The organism is Micromonospora sp. WMMD723 (assembly GCF_049863385.1).
GTDB lineage: Bacteria > Actinomycetota > Actinomycetes > Mycobacteriales > Micromonosporaceae > Micromonospora > Micromonospora wenchangensis.
This window is the reverse complement of record NZ_JBMKNR010000001.1, coordinates 6,171,384-6,190,947: the sequence shown is the minus strand read 5'-3', so window position 1 is coordinate 6,190,947 and position 19,564 is coordinate 6,171,384. Positions and strand designations below refer to the sequence as shown.

General features: G+C 72.6%; 15 protein-coding genes. 4 read left to right on the top strand and 11 right to left on the bottom strand.

Annotated features, from left to right (window positions below):
* Positions 1 to 18: 18 nt before the first annotated feature.
* On the top strand, positions 19 to 1,053 hold the full coding sequence (locus ACN261_RS26970; protein ID WP_425852805.1) for an ABC transporter substrate-binding protein: 1,035 nt from the start codon (positions 19 to 21) through the stop codon (positions 1,051 to 1,053).
* A gap of 65 nt (positions 1,054 to 1,118) precedes the next feature.
* Here the strand turns inward: ACN261_RS26970 and ACN261_RS26965 are convergent, their stop codons facing one another.
* The 4 genes from ACN261_RS26965 to ACN261_RS26950 form a co-directional block, all read right to left on the bottom strand.
* A complete protein-coding gene (locus tag ACN261_RS26965; RefSeq protein WP_425852803.1) occupies positions 1,119 to 2,381 on the bottom strand; it encodes a glycosyltransferase in 1,263 nt (420 codons plus the stop codon).
* Between the two features lie 6 nt (positions 2,382 to 2,387).
* Complete coding sequence (locus tag ACN261_RS26960) at positions 2,388 to 3,011, bottom strand: tetratricopeptide repeat protein (RefSeq protein WP_421482459.1); 624 nt, start codon at positions 3,009 to 3,011, stop codon at positions 2,388 to 2,390.
* Positions 3,012 to 3,054: 43 nt separating this feature from the next.
* Positions 3,055 to 3,342, bottom strand: a complete 288-nt coding sequence (locus ACN261_RS26955) for a hypothetical protein (RefSeq protein WP_421482458.1) — start codon at positions 3,340 to 3,342, stop codon at positions 3,055 to 3,057.
* A 3,451-nt stretch (positions 3,343 to 6,793) separates the two neighbouring features.
* On the bottom strand, positions 6,794 to 7,093 hold the full coding sequence (locus ACN261_RS26950; protein ID WP_421482456.1) for a hypothetical protein: 300 nt from the start codon (positions 7,091 to 7,093) through the stop codon (positions 6,794 to 6,796).
* Positions 7,094 to 7,297: 204 nt separating this feature from the next.
* Between ACN261_RS26950 and ACN261_RS26945 the strand changes: the two genes are divergently transcribed.
* On the top strand, positions 7,298 to 8,137 hold the full coding sequence (locus ACN261_RS26945; RefSeq protein WP_421482455.1) for an ATP-grasp domain-containing protein: 840 nt from the start codon (positions 7,298 to 7,300) through the stop codon (positions 8,135 to 8,137).
* On the opposite strand, the gene ACN261_RS26940 is transcribed toward ACN261_RS26945, so the two are convergent.
* From ACN261_RS26940 to pgi, 4 genes are all read right to left on the bottom strand, one after another.
* Positions 8,077 to 8,817: a lysoplasmalogenase gene (locus ACN261_RS26940; protein ID WP_425852800.1), complete on the bottom strand. Its 741-nt coding sequence runs from the start codon at positions 8,815 to 8,817 to the stop codon at positions 8,077 to 8,079. The two genes, ACN261_RS26945 and ACN261_RS26940, sit on opposite strands and share 61 nt — an antisense overlap.
* Positions 8,814 to 9,641 carry a sterol desaturase family protein gene (locus tag ACN261_RS26935; RefSeq protein WP_204923012.1) on the bottom strand — a complete coding sequence of 276 codons (828 nt, stop codon included), beginning with the start codon at positions 9,639 to 9,641 and terminating at the stop codon, positions 8,814 to 8,816. Before ACN261_RS26935 ends, ACN261_RS26940 begins: the two co-directional genes overlap by 4 nt.
* A gap of 101 nt (positions 9,642 to 9,742) precedes the next feature.
* Positions 9,743 to 10,444, bottom strand: a complete 702-nt coding sequence (locus tag ACN261_RS26930; protein WP_421482453.1) for a FadR/GntR family transcriptional regulator — start codon at positions 10,442 to 10,444, stop codon at positions 9,743 to 9,745.
* Positions 10,445 to 10,594: 150 nt separating this feature from the next.
* On the bottom strand, positions 10,595 to 12,232 hold the full coding sequence (pgi, locus tag ACN261_RS26925; RefSeq protein ID WP_425852797.1) for a glucose-6-phosphate isomerase: 1,638 nt from the start codon (positions 12,230 to 12,232) through the stop codon (positions 10,595 to 10,597).
* 234 nt (positions 12,233 to 12,466) lie between these two features.
* On the opposite strand from pgi, the gene ACN261_RS26920 reads away from it, so the two are divergent.
* Both ACN261_RS26920 and ACN261_RS26915 read left to right on the top strand, forming a co-directional pair.
* A complete protein-coding gene (locus tag ACN261_RS26920) occupies positions 12,467 to 14,410 on the top strand; it encodes an ABC transporter ATP-binding protein (protein ID WP_425852795.1) in 1,944 nt (647 codons plus the stop codon).
* Positions 14,411 to 14,633: 223 nt separating this feature from the next.
* Positions 14,634 to 16,064, top strand: a complete 1,431-nt coding sequence (locus tag ACN261_RS26915) for an endo-1,4-beta-xylanase (RefSeq protein WP_425852793.1) — start codon at positions 14,634 to 14,636, stop codon at positions 16,062 to 16,064.
* A gap of 66 nt (positions 16,065 to 16,130) precedes the next feature.
* Here the strand turns inward: ACN261_RS26915 and ACN261_RS26910 are convergent, their stop codons facing one another.
* The 3 genes from ACN261_RS26910 to ACN261_RS26900 all read right to left on the bottom strand — a co-directional run bounded on the left by ACN261_RS26910 (position 16,131) and on the right by ACN261_RS26900 (position 19,558).
* Positions 16,131 to 17,408 carry a sulfite oxidase gene (locus ACN261_RS26910; RefSeq protein ID WP_425852791.1) on the bottom strand — a complete coding sequence of 426 codons (1,278 nt, stop codon included), beginning with the start codon at positions 17,406 to 17,408 and terminating at the stop codon, positions 16,131 to 16,133.
* Positions 17,409 to 17,504: 96 nt separating this feature from the next.
* A complete protein-coding gene (locus ACN261_RS26905; RefSeq protein ID WP_425852790.1) occupies positions 17,505 to 18,137 on the bottom strand; it encodes a hypothetical protein in 633 nt (210 codons plus the stop codon).
* Positions 18,134 to 19,558, bottom strand: a complete 1,425-nt coding sequence (locus tag ACN261_RS26900) for a selenium-binding protein SBP56-related protein (RefSeq protein ID WP_425852788.1) — start codon at positions 19,556 to 19,558, stop codon at positions 18,134 to 18,136. The genes ACN261_RS26905 and ACN261_RS26900 overlap by 4 nt, the downstream gene beginning before the upstream one ends.
* Positions 19,559 to 19,564 lie beyond the last annotated feature (6 nt).

Here is a 19,564-nt window from a genome sequence, read left to right as displayed (position 1 = left end):
CTGACCGAAAGACGTCGTATGTTGCCTTCCTCGTCCTCCCCCCGCCTCTCCCGCCGGGGACTGCTCGCCGCCGGTGGCGGCGCCGCCCTGACCGCGCTCCTCGCCGCCTGCGGCGGAGGCGACGACCCGGCCGAGCCCGCCGGGAACGACCCGGCCGGTCCGTGGAGTTTCACCGACGACCGCCAGCGCAAGGTCGAGGCGGCCAGCGCGCCGACCCGGGTGGTCGCCTTCACCGGGGTGGCCGCCGCGCTCGTCGACTTCGGACTCGACTCCGCGCTCGTCGGGGTGTTCGGCGAGACCACCCGCACCGACGGGTCCCGCGAGCCGCAGGCCGGCGACCTCGACGTCGACAAGGTCACCGTGCTGGGCAACGTCTGGGGCGAGTTCAACGTGGAGAAGTACGCCGCGCTGCGCCCCGAACTGCTGGTCACCCACATGTACGACCCGGACGCCCTCTGGTACGTCCCGGACGAGAGCCGCGACAAGATCCTCAAGCTCGCGCCGAGCGTGGCGATCACCACCGCGCGGACCCCGATGACCCGCCCGATCGAACGCTACGCCGAACTGGCCCGCTCGCTCGGCGCGGACCTGTCCGCCGCGAAGGTCACCGACGCCAAGACCCGCTTCGAGGCCGCCGCCGAGCAGGTGCGGGCGGCGGTCAAGGCCAACCCGGGCATCCGGGTGATGGCCTCCTCGGGCAGCCCCGACCTGTTCTACGTCTCCAACCCGAAGGTCAGCACCGACCTGATGTACTTCGCCGAGCTGGGCGTGGACATCGTGGTGCCGACCAAGCTGGAGGCGGGTGACTACTTCGAGGCGCTGAGCTGGGAGAACGCCAACAAGTTCCCGGCCGACCTGATCCTGCTCGACAACCGCTCCACCGCGTTGCAGCCCAAGGACCTCGCGGCCAAGCCCACCTGGGCGCAGCTCCCGGCCGTCAAGGCCAACCAGGTCACCCCGTGGGACGCGGTGCCCCGCTTCTCGTACGCGGGCGCGGCCCCGCTGCTGGAGAACCTGGCCACCGCGATCCGCTCCGCCAAGCGCCTCGGCTGACCGCCCGGCGACGGACGGTGGTGTCCCGGTGCCGGACACCACCGTCCGCCGGACCGGCGGTCGGGTCACATCTTCAGCAGCCCGCCGTTGCGGGTCCCGTCCTTCACCGCGATCAGGTTGGCCACCACGTACGGGATGTGGTGCGTCCGGTGGAACTCGCTGGGGAAGTACGTGGCCAGCCGGGACACCTGGAACCGGCACCGGATCTCCGGTACGAAGCGCGCGTACTGCCTGTCGGTGAAGTACCAGAACGAGTTCTCGTTGTAGAACGCGACGTGCGTCGGGTCCTGGTAGGCACCCCGACCGTCGGTGCTGGGCGTCAGCGAGAGCAGCATCCCGTTCGGGGCGAGCACCCGGTACAGCTCGTTGAATATCCCGATCTTGTCCGGTACGTGCTCCAGGAAGTCGACGGCCCGGATCACGCCGACGCTGTCGTCCGGCAGGTCGATCCCCTTCGTCACGTCACAGACCAGGTCCACACCGCTGGCCTCGCGGCGGTCCAGCCCGAGGAAACCCTCCGGCTTGTGGTGGGCCGCGCCCAGGTCCACCGCCAGCAACTCCTGCCGCTTGGCCCAGGCCAACGCGTTGAGCTGGACGTTGCGATCGTAGATCTCGATCGACCGCTGCTGGATGCGGGCGTTCAGCTCGGGATCCCGCTGGGTGTTGCGCGGGTGCATCCGTTGCAGGTAAAGGCACTTCGGAATGTGATGGAACCCGGCCGCCTGGTACAGCCGGCACATCAGGTCGAGGTCGTCGGCCACGTCGAGCGAACCGTCGTACCCGCCGACCTTCTCGTACACGTCCCGACGGAACGCCCGGACGTGGTTCGGCGCGTACCAGATGTAGCTGACGTTGTGCGGAGTCGGCGCCAGCGCGTGGGACGCCAACACGTCGCGCCCGTCGACCTGCTCGTCCCGGTAGCGCCAGCCGTGGGCGGCCGCGAACCGGGACTCGTCCCGGCCGCTGTCCTCACCGATCTGTGCGGTGTCACTGTAGACGAAACCCACTCCCGGGTACGCCTCGAAGGCCGCCACGACCTCCGCCAGGCAGTCGCTGGCCAGCAGGTCGTCGTGGTCGAACTCGACGAGGATCTCGCCGTACGCCTCGGCGCAGGCCTGCCGCTTCACCGCACCGACACCGACCAGGCTGTCGCGTACCAGGACGCGGACCCGCGGATCGCTCACCTCGGGACGCCAGCGGGCGCCCTGGTTGAGCACGACCACCCACTCCCAGTCCGGGTACGTCTGCGCCAGCAGGGACTGTAGGCACTCGTCCAGGAAACGGTTGTGGTTGCTGCCGGTGAAGACCGTGACGTGCGGTGCGCTCACCGACGATCACCTCGCCGGCTTCGACGGTTTCGCAGGCTTTGCCGGCTTCGGCGACCGGTACTGCACGGGCACCGCCGGGGCGAGCTTCGCATCGGCCCTGACCGCGGACGCGAACGCCACCCCGGCCCCCGCCGGATCGTTACGCCGGTCGAGCACCAGCCCGAGCCGCAGGTACGCCGTGGAGGCGCTCCGGTCGGCCTCGACGATCTTGCGGTACAGCAGGATCGCCTCGTCCGGATTCTGCTCCTCCAGCAGGATGGCCTTGTTGTACATGGCCGGCCGGTAGCTACCGTCGATCTCCAGGACCCTGTCGTAGGCGGTGACCGCCTCGGCCGTCGCACCCTGGGACTGGGCGAGGTAGCCGAGGTTGAACCAGGCGAACTTGTTGTCGGCCTGGATCGACAGCACCTTCTGGAACGTCTCCTTCGCCCTGTCGGTCTGCCCGGCCTGGCCCTGCTGGATACCCTGCTGCAGCAGGTCCGCCGGCTTCGGCGATGCGGGCGTCTGCGCGCCGTCACCGGACCCCTTGGACGCCGCCGGTGGCTCCTTGCCGTCGTCGCTGCACGCGGTCACGCCGGCCAGCAGCACCGCGCCGCAGGCGAGCGAGCCGAACACCTGTCGAATCTTCACTGTCTCTTCCTCTTCCTGCCGGTCGTCGTCATCGGTCTGGGCCTCAGGGCGTGACATCCGCGCAGACCACGTAGATCTCGCTGCCGGGCTCCGGCAGGAGCCACTGCCAACCCGTCGGTGTGGAACCGTCGGTCCCGGGGATCGGACGGCTCCCGGTGGGTGCCCCGTTGGCGTTGTAGAAACCACCGCTCAACGCGATGTCGCCCGGGTCGCAGCTGAGGTTCTGGGTACCGCCGAGCGCCGTACTCGCCTGGGTGTACACGTTGGAGAAGCCGGCACCGGCGACACCCTGCGGGCCCTGCGCCCCGGTGTCGCCCTGCGCGCCGGGCACCCCCTGGAACCCCTGTGCGCCCTGCGAGCCGGTGGTTCCCTGTGGCCCGGCGTCGCCCTGTGCACCGGTGACCCCTTGAAAACCCTGCGGGCCCTGCGCCCCGGTGTTGCCTTGGGGTCCAGCGTCACCCTGAGCGCCGGTGGTGCCTTGGAATCCCTGCGGGCCCTGTGCTCCGACATCACCCTGTGGCCCGGTGGCTCCCTGTGCGCCGGTGTCACCTTGGGTACCTTGGGCTCCGGTCACGCCTTGGAAGCCCTGTGCGCCGGTGTCGCCCTGTGCTCCGGTAGCGCCTTGGGGGCCGGGCTCGCCCTGGGTTCCCTGTGCCCCGGTCGTTCCTTGGAAGCCCTGTGGTCCTTGCGTGCCGGTGCCGCCTTGCGGGCCGGTGGCCCCCTGTGCTCCGGTGTCGCCTTGCGGGCCCTGTGCCCCGGTCGTTCCTTGGAAGCCTTGTGGTCCTTGTGCTCCGGTGTCGCCTTGCGGGCCGGTGGCCCCCTGTGCTCCGGTGTCGCCTTGCGGGCCCTGTGCCCCGGTCGTTCCTTGGAAGCCTTGTGGTCCTTGTGCTCCGGTGTCGCCTTGCGGGCCGGTGGCCCCCTGTGCTCCGGTGTCGCCTTGCGGGCCTTGTGCTCCGGTGACGCCTTGGAACCCTTGTGGTCCTTGTGCTCCGGTGTCTCCTTGTGGTCCGGCGTCGCCCTGTGGGCCCTGTGCTCCGGTGTCTCCTTGTGGTCCGGCGTCGCCCTGTGTTCCCTGTGTTCCCTGTGGGCCCTGGGCTCCGGTGTCACCTTGGGCACCTTGGGCGCCGGTCACGCCTTGGAAGCCCTGTGGTCCTTGTGCGCCGGTGTCTCCTTGTGGTCCGGTAGCGCCTTGGGGGCCGGGCTCGCCCTGGGTTCCCTGTGCCCCGGTCGTTCCTTGGAAGCCTTGTGGGCCTTGCGTGCCGGTGTCGCCTTGCGGGCCTTGTGCGCCGGTCAGCCCTTGGAAGCCCTGTGGGCCTTGTGCTCCGGTGGCACCCTGTGCGCCGGTGTCACCTTGGGCACCTTGGGCTCCGGTCACGCCTTGGGAGCCCTGCGTTCCCTGTGCGCCGGTGTCGCCCTGTGGTCCTTGGGCTCCGGCGTCGCCCTGCGCGCCGGTCGCACCCTGGAACCCCTGTGCGCCCTGGGCCCCGGCGTCGCCTTGCGCTCCAGTGGCTCCCTGAGGTCCGATGTCGCCTTGGGATCCCTGCGGGCCTTGCGCTCCGGTTTCACCCTGCGAGCCGGTGGTTCCCTGTGGCCCGGCGTCGCCCTGTGCACCGGTGACCCCTTGAAAGCCCTGCGGGCCCTGCGCCCCGGTGTCGCCTTGGGGTCCAGCGTCACCCTGAGCGCCGGTGGTGCCTTGGAATCCCTGCGGGCCCTGTGCTCCGACATCACCCTGTGGCCCGGTGGCTCCCCTGTGGCCCGGTCGCGCCCTGTGCTCCGGTGTCTCCTTGTGGTCCGGTGTTGCCCTGTGTTCCCTGTGGGCCCTGGGCTCCGGTGGCACCCTGTGCTCCGGTAGCGCCTTGGGGGCCGGGCTCGCCCTGGGTTCCCTGTGCCCCGGTCGTTCCTTGGAAGCCTTGTGGGCCTTGCGTGCCGGTGTCGCCCTGCGGGCCGGCGTCGCCCTGTGCGCCGGCGATGCCTTGGAATCCCTGCGGGCCCTGCGATCCGGGTTCGCCCTGTGTGCCGGCTGCGCCCTGGGCTCCGGTGTCTCCCTGCGGGCCTTGTGCGCCGGTGGTCCCCTGGAGACCTTGCGGCCCTTGTGGTCCGGTGTCGCCTGGTGTCCCCTGTGCCCCGGTAGCGCCCTGAGGACCCGGTTCGCCCTGGGCTCCCTGCACCCCGGCCACCCCTTGGAATCCCTGCGGGCCCTGCGCGCCGGCATCACCCTGTGGCCCGGCGTCGCCTTGTGCGCCGGTTGCCCCCTGGGACCCCTGGGCCCCCTGCGGCCCTGCTTCGCCCGGCACACCCTGTGCACCGGTTGCGCCTTGTGGGCCGGCGTCGCCCTGCGCACCCTGTAGGCCGGTGTCACCTTGGGCGCCTTGAGGACCGGTCGCTCCCTGGAAACCCTGCGGGCCCTGTGCTCCCGTGACGCCCTGCGGGCCCTGTGCGCCGGCATCTCCTTGTGCGCCGGTTGCGCCCTGCGGTCCTGTCGCACCCGGTGCACCCTGAGCGCCAGTTGCCCCCTGGAACCCCTGTGCGCCGGTGTCGCCCTGCGTACCCTGTGGGCCTTGTGTCCCGGGGTCGCCCTGCTCCCCGCTGGCACCCTGCGGGCCTTGTGCGCCGGTGTCGCCAGGTGTTCCCTGTGCGCCGCTCGTACCCTGGAACCCCTGCGCGCCCTGTGGGCCGGCGTCGCCCTGTGGGCCGGTCGCCCCCTGCGGTCCGGCGTCGCCCTGCGTACCGCTGGCACCCTGCGGTCCGGGGTCGCCCTGTGCGCCGGCACTGCCCTGGAAGCCCTGGGGGCCCTGTGCTCCGGTGGCGCCCTCCGCGCCGGTCGCACCCTGCGCGCCGGTCGCACCCTGCGCGCCGGTCGCACCCTGCGCGCCGGTGGCGCCCTGGGGCCCGGCAGCTCCCTGGGCGCCCTGGATTCCTTGACTGCCGGTCGCGCCCTGGAATCCCTGTGGGCCGATACGGCCTGGTGCACCCTGAGAGCCGGTATCCCCCTGTGGGCCGGGTCGACCGGGCCGGCCGCGTCGACCGTGTTCACCCTGTGGTCCCTGGGCACCCTGCGGGCCCTGGCTGCCCTCCTGGTCGTGGCCGTGCCAGCCCGGCGGCTGCTCCTGGCACTGCCAGCCCTGCGGTCCGTACGGGGGAGCGTCGGAGCCGTCGGTCGAGCCTTCGTCCCTGGCGAGAGCGACGGCGTCCGGCCACGGGCGGGTGTTTCCGAGCGGCCCGGGGGTCCCGGCGCGGGTGGACGCGGTGTACGTGGTGTGGACGGTCTCGGCCGCCGATGCGGGACCGGCGCCGGTCGTCATGCCGGCCATCAACAGCACGGAACTCAGGCTGGAGGCTGCCCTGACGTGCTTGAGGCTGCTGAGTGCCTTCCCCTGTTTCTCCCCCACAGCCCCTCCACCAAGGATGACCGGCGCGACGCGCGCGCTGTCCTGCTGGTCACGTGATCCTCAGTGTAAAGCTATAAAGCGGACACAACAGACAATCAACTATAAATCAGCAATAGGGCATGAAAAACCTTCGATGCCGTATGGTGTCGGGTCCGAACGGGTTGCCGGCGACCGGCGGCTCGCGGCCATCGTGCCGGCGGCACGGGAACGGGCGTCCGACGTCCACCCGAACGGGTCGTCGCGCCCGGGGCCGGCTGATCGACGGCGGTCGTCCACATCGGCCAGGAGCACGACGGGAAAGGCCGGGCCCTGCGCAGGGAGAAGACAGGCCGCGTCCCCCTCACCGGCCCGGTGCGCCAGCCGCCGGGAGCGAGGGGGACGGCGATCGACGGGTCAGGCCGCCTCGACGGTACGCGTGCGCCGTGCGGGCCGGCCGGGCTGCTCCCGTACGGTGCGTCGGTCGTCGACGACGCCCGTCGTCACGTCGCCGGCCATGGTCAGCGCCCGGTGGGCGTTGCGCGCGGCGTCGCAGGGCCACTCCTGGTGTTCGCAGAGCAGGTTGTCGCAACGCCCGGCCTGGTCGGGATGGTGCGCGTCGATCACGTCGAGGGCCATCCGCCACAGGAGCGGATCGGTGACCCCGGCGGGAACGGCGGCTCGGGTATGTCGCTGCGGGCGGTCGGTGTCGGACACGGTCTCCCCCTTTGTCGGTACCGAAGAAGAGTCTCCACCCCGCGCGCAAGCGAAACCAACCGCCCCGGGTGGGGATGACCACCGCCACGCTGCGGAACTGTCCGACAGCGTGACCGTTCGTGCCCCCATTCCGGGTAAATCCGTGCCCCGGGTTCCGGGAAAAAGACGGTGGTTGCGGGCCGGCCGACCGGGGAGGATGCGGACATGCTGTTGATCGTCCCCGCCGACCCGCTGCGTCCCCGCCGACCGGACCCGCACTTCGCGCCGGAGGCACAGGCCGCCCGGGAGGCCGGGTACCAGGTCGCCGTCGTCGACCACGACGCCCTCGCGGCGGGGCGGGACGTCACCCGGGCGGTCGCCGGGGTGCCCGCCGCCGACGACGCGGTCTACCGGGGCTGGATGCTCTCCGCCGCCCGGTACGCCGGCTTCGCCGAGGCGCTGCGCGCCCGGCAGGTCACCCTGCGCACCGATCCCGACCGGTACCGCCGCGCCCACGAACTGCCCGGGTGGTACGCCGCGGCGGCGGCGCTCACCCCGCAGTCCCGCTGGACCGTCGGCGTCGACCGGACCGACTTCGACCGCATCCGTACCGCGCTGGGCAGCGGTCCGGCGGTGCTGCGGGACTGGACCAAATCCGCCAAGCACCACTGGCACGAGGCGTGTTTCGTGCCGGAGCTGGCCGACGGCGACGCCGCCTGGCGGGTCGCGACCCGGCTGCGCGAACTGCGTGACGACGACTTCGCCCGTGGTTTCGTGCTGCGTCGCTTCGAGCCCCTGGCCGGCGTCGAGATCCGCACCTGGTGGGTGGACGGCCGCTGCGTGCTCACCGGCCCGCACCCGGACACCCCGACGGAACTGCCCGACGTGCCGCTGGACCTCGGGCCGCTGGCCGCCGTGGTGACAGCGCTCGACCTGCCCTTCGTCACCGCCGACCTGGCGTGGCGCACCGACGGCCGGTGGCGGCTGGTGGAGATCGGCGACGGTCAGGTCAGCGACCGCCCGTCCACGATGGCCCCGCAGGCCCTGGTCGCCGCCCTCGGCTGAGCCGGGTCGGCGCGGGGCGGCCCGACCCCGCGGCCCGCCCAGCCGGTGGTGATCAACAGCAGGGCGACGAGGTAGGTGGTCATCACCCACAGCCCGTGGCCGGGCAGCCGGACGCCCGTCGCCTCGACCCCGATGAGCAGGTCGGACAGGAGGAACAGCGCGCCCCCGGTGGCCACCCGCCGGGACACCCCCCAGCCGGCGGCGGCCATCAGGGCCAACGCCAGGCTGTAGCCGAGCACCGGCAGCCGCAGATCACCCAACCGGCCCCAGAGCAGCGCGTTGCCCGCCGCCCACAGCGCCAGGTAGCCGGCCACGGCCGGCGCGGGTGGCCGCCGGTGCCGCAGGAACGCGGTCAGGAACGCCAGCTGGGTGCCGAGGAAGCACCCCATCCCGAGCAGGAACGCGGTGCTGCCGGGCACCAGCAGCGCCACGTCACCGGCGGCCGCGCAGACCAGCCCGGTCGCCACCGGGTCCCACCGCCGGCGTACGGCGAGCAGCCAGCCGAGCAGCAGCGGGGCGAGCAGCGGCTTGGCCGCCCACTGCACGGCCGGCGCGTCGAGGGCGACCCCGGTCAGCTCGACGGCGGCGGCCAGCCCGAACAACCCGAGCCACCACCGGCCGGCCACACCGGACGCCGGCCGGCCCCGGTCGGGTCGCCGGGCGGCACGGGTGCCGCTCATCGGGCGGGCTGCCAGCCGGGACGGCCGAGGACGTGCCCGAGCCGGTGCCGCCACGAACCGGCCCGCCGGACGTCGGCCCAGATCGCGGCGTACTCGTGGGTGGCCACCCGTAGCGGGTTGTAGGTGCCGATGTTCGTCGTCAGCCCGTACCGGACGGCGGTGTCCTCGGGGGCGAAGCTGCCGAAGAGCCGGTCCCAGACGATCAGGATGCCGCCGTAGTTGCGGTCCAGGTACTCACGGTTCGCGCCATGGTGCACCCGGTGGTGCGACGGGGTGTTGAAGACCCACTCGACCGGTCGGGGCAGCCTGTCGATCCGCTCGGTGTGCAGGAAGAACTGGTACAGCAGGCTGACCGACTGCTGGAGGAAGATCATCCACGGTGGGATGCCGAGCAGCGCCAGCGGCAGCCAGAACGGCAGCGAGGTCATCGGCGTCCAGCTCTGCCGCAGCGCGGTGGACAGGTTGAAGTGCGTGCTGGAGTGGTGCACCACGTGGCTGGCCCAGAACAGGCGTACCTCGTGGTGGGTGCGGTGGAACCAGTAGTAGGCCAGGTCGTCGGCGACGAACAGCAGCACCCAGGTCCCGACGCTGGTGGGGGAGAGCTGCACCGGGGCGACCGTCCACAGCGCGACGTAGAGGCCGACGGTGAGCAGTTTCCACGGGAAGCCGATCAGTTGGCTGCCGGCGCCCATGGTGAGGCTGGTGGTGGTGTCCCGCAGCTCGTAGCCGCGTTCGTCGTCGTCCGGCGCGAACCGGTACGACCACGCCTCGACGGCGATGAGCAGCAGGAACGCCGGTACGGCGTAGAGCACGGCGGGGATCATGCGCGACGTTCCCTTCCGGGGGACGGGCGACGGGGGTGGACGCCCGGGACGGGTCGGCGGGTGGGGTGGTGCGGGTCGACCGGAGGGGGACGACGGGCCGGTCAGCCCGTCGGACTGGTGAGGGACGCGGTGAGCAGGGTGTGTGCCTCGGTGGCGGCGTCGTCGCCCCGGCCGTCGGCGATCGCGGCGGCCAGCCGGCGGTGCCCGGCGACGTCCAGCAGTTCGGCCGCGCGTCGGGCCGGCGGCACCTCGCCGACGGCCAGCGCCCCGGCCACCAGGCTGTTGAAGGAGAGCAGGTAGGCGGTGTTGCCGCTGCCGGTGACGATGTGCCGCCACAGCGCGATGTTCGCCTCGGCCATCGCGGACAGGTCGGGGGCGAGCGCGGCGAACCCCTCCACGGTGTCGACCACGACCCGGCGTACCGCCCCGGTGGCCCGCCCGGCGCAGCGCCGGGCCGCGTCGACCCCGACGCAGGCGCGCATCTCCAGCATGTCCCGGACCAGGTTCTCCACCGGCAGCACGTCACCGGACTGGGCGAGGGACAGGGCCAGGTCGAGGCCGGCGTGCACCCGCCAGTCCAGCACCCGGGTGACGCCGCCCTGGCTGATCCGCAGCAGCCCGAGCTGCTGCAGCCGGCGCAACGCCTCCCGTACGGCGTGCCGGTTGACGGCGAACGCGGCGGCGAGTTCGCGTTCCCCGGGCAGCGGGTCACCCGGGGCATGTCGTCCGCTGACGATGGCGTCGCGGAGTTGGCCGAAGACGTGGTCGGAGACGGAGCTGCGGGGCACCGGGACGAAGGTCACGGCAGCAGTCTGGCGGCGTACCAGTCAATTCGTCAACTGGTTGGACCAGTTGGTCGAAAGAAACGGCGGCCGGGTCGGGTGACCCGGCCGCCGTCCCGACGGGCCTCACCGGTGGCCGCTGCCGGATGCCCGGCAGCGGCCGTCCGGACCTCAGGCCCGGCCGCGCTCCCGGCGGTAGCGGCGGATCAGCGCCGCCGTGGAGGAGTCCACGTCGGCCAGGTCCGGCGCGTCCCCGGTCAGCTTCGGGGCGAGCTGGTTGGCCATCACCTTGCCCAGCTCCACCCCCCACTGGTCGAACGGGTTGATGTCCCAGACCGCGCCGCAGGTGAACACGATGTGCTCATAGAGCGCGATGAGCTGGCCCAGCGTCGACGGGGTGAGCTTCGGCGCGATGATCGAGGTGGTCGGGTGGTTGCCGGGCATCACCCGGTGCGGCACCACCTCGGCGGGCGTGCCCTCCGCCTCGACCTGCTCCTTCGTCCGGCCGAAGGCCAGCGCGGCGGTCTGCGCGAAGAAGTTCGACATGAACAGGTCGTGCATCTCGCCCAGGTCGTGGTTGGGCTGGCTGAACGCGATGAAGTCCGCCGGGATCAGCACGGTGCCCTGGTGGATGAGCTGGTAGAAGGCGTGCTGACCGTTGGTGCCCGGCTCGCCCCAGAAGATCTCCCCGGTCGGGTGGTCCACGGGCGTGCCGTCGAGGGTCACCGACTTGCCGTTGCTCTCCATGGTGAGCTGCTGCAGGTACGCCGGGAACCGGTGCAGGTACTGCGAGTACGGCAGCACCGCGTGGGTCTGCGCGCCGAGGAAGTCGACGTACCACACGTTGATCAGCCCGAGCAGCGCCGGCAGGTTCCGCTCCACCGGCGCGGTGCGGAAGTGCTCGTCGACGGCGTGGTAGCCGGCCAGCAGCTCGCGGAACCGGTCCGGCCCGACCGACAGCATCACCGACAGCCCGACCGCCGACGGCAACGAGTACCGGCCACCCACCCAGTCCCAGAAGCCGAACATGTTCTCCGGGTCGATGCCGAAGTCGGCCACCCGGCCCGCGTTGGTGCTCACCGCCACGAAGTGCTTCGCGATCGCCGCGTCGTCGGCGGCGTCCAGCCCCGACAGCAGCCACGTCTTGGCCTGCTCGGCGTTGGCCAGCGTCTCCTGCGTGGAGAAGGTCTTCGACACCACCACGAACAGGGTGGTCGCCGGGTCGAGGTCGTGGGTCTTGTCGTGGATGTCGGTCGGGTCGATGTTGGAGACGAACCGGCAGGCGATCCCGCCGTCCCGGTACGCCTTGAGCGCCTCGTACGCCATCACCGGCCCGAGGTCGGAACCGCCGATGCCGATGTTGACCACCGTGCTGATCCGCTCACCGGTGTGCCCGCGCCACTGCCCGGAGCGGACCCGCTCGCTGAACGCGGCCATCCGGTCCAGCACCCGGTGCACGTCGGCGACCACGTCCTGACCGTCCACGGTCAGCGCGGCGTCGCGCGGCAGCCGCAGCGCGGTGTGCAGCACGGCGCGGTCCTCGGTCGAGTTGATGTGCTCCCCGGCGAACATGGCGGCGATCCGGTCGGTCAGCCCGACCCGCCCGGCCAGCGCGGTGAGCAGCCCGACCGTCTCGTCGGTGACGAGGTTCTTGCTGTAGTCGACGTGCAGGTCGGCGACCTCGCCGGTGAGCCGCTCACCCCGTTGCCGGTCGGCCGCGAACAGCTCCCGCAGGTGGGCGCCGCGCATCGTCTCGGCGTGCTTGCGCAGCGCCTGCCATTCGTCGGTGGTGGTCACACTCGCAGCCATCGGGTCGATCTTCTCCTTCACGACGGTCGTCGGCGCGTGGTGCCGCCGACGGTTCGCGTCCCAGCCTGCCACCCGGGGCGCGGCCACGCGACGCGACCCGGCGCGGCGGGCGGCGCGGCGCGCTCCGCGACACGCCAATGCGACAGGTGTACGACACGCCGCCACGGCGAGACAGTCCGTCGTCGCTGACAGTAGGCTCGCCCGTGCCCCGCCCCCTTCGGCCCGGGAGGAACCATGGCGACGGTGACCGGTCCCCGCCGTGCGGCCGGCGCGGACGAGCCCGCCGAGCGCGCCGCCGACGACGCCGGGCTCGATCTGCCGGAGCTGGCCGACGGCGCCTGGATGCACCACGCCACCACGTTCGCGCACACCAGCTTCCGCGCGGTGGCCCGCCGGTTGCCCCGGCTGGTGCGCGAGGCCGTCGCGTTGGCCTGGGCCACCAGCCGGCGCGACACCCTCGCCGCGATCGGGCTGAACCTGGCCGCCGGGGTGATGACCACCCTCGGCCTGCTCGCCACCACCGGCGTCCTGCGGGAGTTGTTCGCCGCCGGCCCGACGCCGGACCGGGTCCGGGCCGCGCTGCCCGCGCTGGTGCTGGCCGCGGCGGCGGTGGCCGCCAAGGGCACCCTGACCGTCACCGCCGGCTGGGCGCAGGCCCGGCTGATCCCGCAGATCACCTACGCGGTGGAGCTGCGGCTGTTCGAGACCACCACGGCGGTCGAGCTGGCCGCCTTCGACGACGCCGGCTTCGCCGAGGAGATGGACCGGGTCCGCGACCGGGGCACGGCCGAGGCGGCGTCCATCGTCGACCACACGGTCAACCTGATCACCGGGGTGGTGGGCGTGCTGGCCACCGCTGCCGCGGTGACCGTGATCCAGCCGTTGCTGCTGCCGTGCCTGCTGCTCGCCGCGGTACCCGAGGCGGTCACCGCGGTCAGGATGGCCCGCCGGCAGTACCTGGACATGCTGGCCCGGATCAACAGGCGTCGCCGGATGTGGATGCTGGCCAACCTGATGGCCAACCGGCACACCGCCGCCGAGGTGCGGGCCTACCAGATGCGCGACTTCCTGCTCACCGAGTTCCGCCGGATGATGAGCGCCGAGACGGCCGCGCTGCTGCGGTTGGCCCGCGCACAGAGCCGGACCCGGGCCGTCGGGATGTCCATCGGCGGGGTCGCCGCCTTCGCGGTCTACGCCGTGCTCGGTGGGCTGCTGCTCGCCGGCCTGGTCGCGCTGGCCGCGGCGGCGACCGCCCTGCTCGCCCTCCAGTCGGCCCGCAGCAGCCTCGCCCTCGCCGTCTTCGCCACCAACAACCTCTACGAGGACGCCCTCTACTACCAGGACTACCGGGACTTCCTCGACCGGGCCGAGGGGCGCAGCGGCACCGCCCCGGGACGGCCCGCCACCGGGTTCGACACCATCGAGCTGGACCGGGTGAGCCTGCGCTACCCGGACACCGACGCCCCGGCCGTCGACGAGGTCAGCCTCACCGTCCGGCGGGGCGAAGTGGTCGCGCTGGTCGGGGAGAACGGCTCCGGCAAGACCACCCTGGCCAAGCTGATCGCCGGTCTCTACCGACCCACCGGCGGGGCGATCCGGTGGGACGGCGTCGACGTCGCCGAGCTGGACCCGGCGTCGACCGCCGCCCAGGTGGCGGTGATGACCCAGGAGTGGTGGAAGTTCCCGTTCACCGCCGCGCAGAACATCCGTATCGGCCGGTACGACCGGGCTCCGGACATGGCCGGGCCCACCGTCGAGGACGCCGCCCGGTCGGCCGCCGCGCACGACATGATCGCCGGGTTGCCGTTCGGCTACGACACCCTGCTGGCGCGGGAGTTCAAGAACGGCCACGACCTCTCCGGCGGGCAGTGGCAGCGGCTGGTGGCCGCCCGGGGCCTCTACCGCGACGCCCGGCTGCTGATCTGCGACGAGCCGTCGGCCGCCCTCGACGCCCGCGCCGAACACGCGCTCTTCGAGCAGTTGCGGCGGCGGCCCGACCGGACGGTCGTGCTGATCACCCACCGGCTGGCCAACGTCCGGCACGCCGACCAGATCTTCGTGATGGACCGTGGTCGACTGGTGCAGCAGGGCGACCACGACACGTTGATGGCCGCCGACGGGCCCTACCGGGAGCTGTTCGAGTTGCAGGCGAGCGGCTACCTCGCCGCCACCGAGTAGCGGCGACGCCGGCGACGACACGGCCAAGGCATCGACGTTCATTGAACTCTTGGAGATGGTTCGATAGCGTCACCCTGGCAACCCCTCGACCTCGGCGGTGGCGGCTGAGCGACGACGCGGGCGGGTGTGGCCTCCGGGCGGACCACACCGCCTCCCCGGCCGGCCACCGCACCCGGGCGAAAGGTCGGGACGGTGCACCCCACCGTCGTGAAAGGCATCCGCCATGAACCACGTGTCCACCCGCGGCAGCGGGCGTCGGACCACACCACCGCGGCTGCGTGCCGCCCTGGTCTCGATCGCCACCGGCCTGGTCGCCGTCGGTACCACCGTCGCCCTCGCCTCCAGCGCCAGCGCCGGCACCACCCTCGGTGCCGCCGCCGCCGAGACGGGCCGCTACTTCGGCACCGCGGTGGCGGTGAACAGGCTCTCCGACTCCGGCTACGCCGGCATCCTGAACCGTGAGTTCACCTCGGTCACCGCCGAGAACGAGATGAAGTGGGACGCCACCGAGCCCAGCCCGAACCAGTTCAGCTACGCCGGCGGCGACAAGCTGGTCAGCCACGCCGAGGCCAACGGGATGCGGGTCCGCGGTCACGCGCTGGCCTGGCACCAGCAGCAACCGCGCTGGACGGCCGTCCTGTCCGGCGTGGCCCTGCGCAACGCCATGCTCAACCACGTCACCCAGGTCGCCACCCACTACCGGGGCAGGATCGACGCGTGGAACGTGGTGAACGAGGCGTTCGCCGACGGGGGCAGCGGTGGGCGTCGTGACTCCAACCTGCAGCGCACCGGTGACGACTGGATCGAGGCGGCGTTCCGGGCCGCCCGGGCCGCCGACCCGGGCGCGACGCTCTGCTACAACGACTACTACATCGACGGGCAGAACCCGAAGAGCAACGGCGTGTACGCCATGGTCCGGGACTTCAGGGCCCGGGGTGTGCCGATCGACTGTGTCGGCTTCCAGTCCCACTTCACCGCCCAGTCGCCGGTGCCGTCGGACTACCAGGCCAACCTCCAGCGTTTCGTCGACCTCGGCGTCGAGGTGCAGATCACCGAGCTGGACATCGAGGGCTCCGGCAGCCCCCAGGCCGACAGCTACTCCCGCGTGGTCCGCGCCTGCCTGGCGATCTCCCGCTGCACCGGCATCACCGTCTCCGGCATCCGGGACACCGACTCGTGGCGGTCCAGCGCCACGCCGCTGCTCTTCGACGGCAACGGCACAAAGAAGGCCGCGTACACCTCCACGCTGGACGCGCTCAACGCGGGCGGCACCACCGTCCCGCCGACCACGCCGCCGCCGACCACCACCCCACCGCCCACGACCACCCCGCCGCCTCCTACCACGAGCCCGCCGCCCGGTGACGGTGACTGCACCGCGTCGGTGTCGGTGAACTCCTGGTCCGGCGGCTTCGTGGCCACCGTCAAGGTCACCGCCGGCCCGGCCGGGCTCGACGGGTGGGTGGTCGACCTGATCCTGCCGTCGGGTGCCACCGTCACCACCGTGTGGAGCGCGCAGAACACCGGCACCTCCGGTGACGTCAGCTTCCGCAACCTCGGCTACAACAGCGCCGTCGGGGCGGGAACCGGCACCGAATTCGGCTTCCAGGGTACCGGCAACGGTCCCACCGGCGCGGCGACCTGCGCCCGCCCCTGACCGGCCACCCGGCCGGCGGGTGCCGGGCAGTCCTGCGGTCGGCGGGCCGGACGGGTGGCGGGCGGGTCAGACCGCCGTCACCGGATGCCGGACCACCCCGTCGAAGAGGTACCCGAGGTCGTTGACCCCGGCCCGGTCGGCCTGACCACGGCCCGTCACGTCCACCGCGCGGGCCCGCAGCGTCCACCGGCCGGCGGTCGGCGGACACCACCGCGTCGACCACCGCTGCCAGGGCCCACCCCGGTCCACCCCGACCAGGGTGGCCGGTCGCCACCCGTCGCCCGTGTCGACCTCGACCCGGTCGATCGGGCCGGCCCCGGACCAGGACCGGCCGGTCAGCGTGGTCTCGACGCCGGCCGGCAGCCGGGCGTCCCAGGGCAGCTCGAACGCGCTCTTGACCGACTGGGTGTCGGCCGGCCCGCCGTCGGCCGGCTGACCGGGACCGAACATCCGGTAGAGGCTGGTGTTCCACGGGGACAACAGCGGGGTGGTGGAGACCTCGATCGCGCCGACCCACTTGATCGAGGAGATGCCGATCCAGCCGGGCACCACCACCCGGACCGGGAAGCCGTGGTCCGCCGGCAGCGGCGCGCCGTTCATCTCGTACGCGAGCAGCACGTCGTCGAGGGCCTTGCCGATCGGCAGCGGACGGCGTACCCGGCCGAGATCGACGCCCCCGGTGACGTACGGCGGGTCGAGGCCCTCCGGCATCACGTCCACCGCGTCGGCGGTCAACCCGGCGTGCCGCAGCACGGTGGACAGCGGCACCCCGCGCCAGCGGGCCACCCCGACGCCCCCGAGCCGCCACTGCACCCCGGAGGCCGGGGTGTCCTGCTGGCTGGCGAAGAAGTGCCGCCCGTTGCCGGCGCACTCCACCAGGGCGGGCAGCTCGACGGCGGGCAGTGCGCGCAGGTCGGCGTAGCCGAACTCGACCGGGGCGTCCCGGGTCGGAGCGTCACGCAGGCCGTCGCCGTACAGCCGCAGCCGCCAGGTGTCGGCGTCGATGTGGGGGGTGTGGGTGTGGTTGCGCACGAAGAACCTGTCGTTCGGCACCACGTAGCCCTGGCCGGCCATCGCCTCCCAGCGCATCTCGGCGTTGCCGTCGCGGGGCGTGAGCAGCGCGGGGTCGAGCGGCTTGACGATGCCCGGGGCCACCCCGACCGGCCCGGCGGCGGGCGCGACGGGCTCCCGTGCGTCGTCGGCGGCGGCGAGGGCGCTCATCGCCGTGCCCAGCGTGACCAGGTCGGCGCGGGACACCCCGTCGGCGCGGGCCTGGCCGGCCAGCCACTGCCGGGCCCGGCGGGCGTCGTGGTCGGCCTCGTCGTACGACAGAACGGTGGACACCGGGGCTCCCTCGGCTCGGCGGCTGCAACTCCTATTGAATCAGTAGGAGTTGCGGCCGGGGAGAGCCACTGGCCGACCCGGGCCGGGGCCATTCGGTCAGATGGCGGCGGCCAGCGTCACCACCCCCGCCGCGACCAGCACCCCGGCCCAGAGCCGGTCCACGTTGAACCAGGCCCGGCGCAGCACCCCGACCCCCAGCACCTCGAACACCAGCAGCGCGACGGTCGACGCGACGGCAAGCATCGCCACGGTGTGCGCCCCGGCGGCGGCCAGCCCGGTCAGCGCGCCGGCCGGTGCCGCCGCCAGGTGCCCGGCGTGCCCGCCGGCCGGCGGGTCGGCCAGCAGCACCGGCAGCAGCATCAACCCAGCACCGTGCGCCGACGACATCAGGAACGACCAGCCGGCCACCTGCGCCGCCGACAGCCGCATCCCGGCCCAGCGGAAGTGCCGCCGGGACAACAGTCGCCACAGCCCGAACCCGACCAGCACCGTCCCGCCGGCCACCGTCAACGCGGTGCTGGCGGTGACCGAGCGGGTGGCGGAGACCAGCGCGGCGACCACCGCCACCGAGGCCAGGTGGCCTGCCGCGACCGGGGGCAGCGCGGCCAGCAGCGCCACCCGGCGACGCTCCTGCAACCCCCGGGCGACCGCGAGGAGCCACCCCATCGCCGGGTTCAACCCGTGGAACGCGCCGAGCGCCGCCACCGCCAGCAGGGTCCGCCCGGTCACGGGAAGCAGTACGAGTCGGAGCTGGCGTCGCCGCCCTGCAACCGGGTCTGGTGCACCCGCAGCCCCCGGAACTGCTCGCCGTGCGGGAAGAACCGCACGTCCGGGGTGAGCCCGCCGTGTTCCGGGTCGACGTCCAGCTTGGCGAGCCACGCGCCCACCCCGTCGGGATAGAACTGGTCGTCCCAGGAGCCGTAGAGCGAGTTGCTGACGTAGACCCGGCGGCCGTCCCGGCTGACCTCCACCATCTGCGGACCACCGGCCAAGGGCTCGTCCGGAGCGGCCGGGTGGGCCGTGCGGGCCACGATGCCGCCGAGGCGCACCGAGCCGACCAGCACCGGGTGGAACGGGTCGGTCACGTCGTATTGGCGCAGCTCCCCGGTGCCCCAACAGGAGACGTAGAGCAACCGGTCGTCCACCGACAGGTCGATGTCGGTGACCAGCGGGGGGACCGCGCCGAACGGCTTGAGCAGGTCCGGCAGACCGGCCGGGTCGGCGGGCTCGGCGGGGATGTCGATCACCCGGGTCACCGCCCACGGCGCGTCCGCGCCGTCGCCGTCGCGGTGCCACAACCAGACCGACGCCGACAGGTCCTCGACGCTGATCACCACCCCGACGAAGCCGTACGACCGGGTCGGGTCGTGCGCGGGGCGCAGTTCGAGCGCCATCTGGTACTGGTCGCCGAGGTCGACCCGCTGCACGTGCCGGCGCTTGGCGAGGTCCCAGAAGTGGATCGCGTGCCCGTATTTCCGTCCCAGCAGCAGCTCGCCGACGATGCCGTCCTCGATCATCGACGGGGTGCCCCACTCGCTGGTGACCAGCACGTCCTGGGTGAGGTGCCACCACACGTCGTACGCCAGGAACTGCGGGCCCCGGTCGGCCTCCCACGCCCCACGGACGGCGAAGGTGGTGTGGTCGAGCACGGCGATGCCGCCCGGACCCTCGGCACCGTCGACGCCGCCGAGCGCCGACAGGTAGATGCCGTCCGGGCCACAGTGCACGGTGTGCGGGCGGGAGTAGCCGGACCTCTCGGCCAGCTCCTGCGCGCCGATCACCTTCACCAGCTGCGGTGAGCGCGGGTCCGGTCGGGTGTCGAACACGTGGATGCGCGACGACCGCAGCCCCGGCACGATCAGGTAACGCCGCTCGACGTGCGGGTGCGGTGCGGTCGGGCAGAGCGCGCTGCTGCACGCGTTCCAGCCGAAGTGGTGCAGCTCGTCGCCGGTGTACGGCAGATCCGTCCAGCCGACCACCCGGCCGTAGTCGGCGGACTCCGGATCGGTGTCGAGCACGACGATCGCGTCCGGCCGCTGCGCCGTACGGTCGAACGCCGCGACGTAGGCCAGCTTCTCGACGGGCGCGGTGGCCGCCTCGCGGGGGGAGGGGTAGAAACTCGGGTCGGGTGTCCAGCGGGTCATCGTCATCTCCGG

Bases quoted from the DNA above. Each gene is read 5' to 3' on its own strand.
- ACN261_RS26970 (WP_425852805.1), top strand. From the start codon at position 19: ATGTTGCCTTCCTCGTCCTCCCCCCGCCTCTCCCGCCGGGGACTGCTC.
- ACN261_RS26945 (WP_421482455.1), top strand. From the start codon at position 7,298: ATGCTGTTGATCGTCCCCGCCGACCCGCTGCGTCCCCGCCGACCGGAC.
- ACN261_RS26940 (WP_425852800.1), bottom strand. From the start codon at position 8,817: ATGAGCGGCACCCGTGCCGCCCGGCGACCCGACCGGGGCCGGCCGGCG.
- ACN261_RS26935 (WP_204923012.1), bottom strand. From the start codon at position 9,641: ATGATCCCCGCCGTGCTCTACGCCGTACCGGCGTTCCTGCTGCTCATC.
- pgi (WP_425852797.1), bottom strand. From the start codon at position 12,232: ATGGCTGCGAGTGTGACCACCACCGACGAATGGCAGGCGCTGCGCAAG.
- ACN261_RS26920 (WP_425852795.1), top strand. From the start codon at position 12,467: ATGGCGACGGTGACCGGTCCCCGCCGTGCGGCCGGCGCGGACGAGCCC.
- ACN261_RS26915 (WP_425852793.1), top strand. From the start codon at position 14,634: ATGAACCACGTGTCCACCCGCGGCAGCGGGCGTCGGACCACACCACCG.
- ACN261_RS26900 (WP_425852788.1), bottom strand. From the start codon at position 19,558: ATGACGATGACCCGCTGGACACCCGACCCGAGTTTCTACCCCTCCCCC.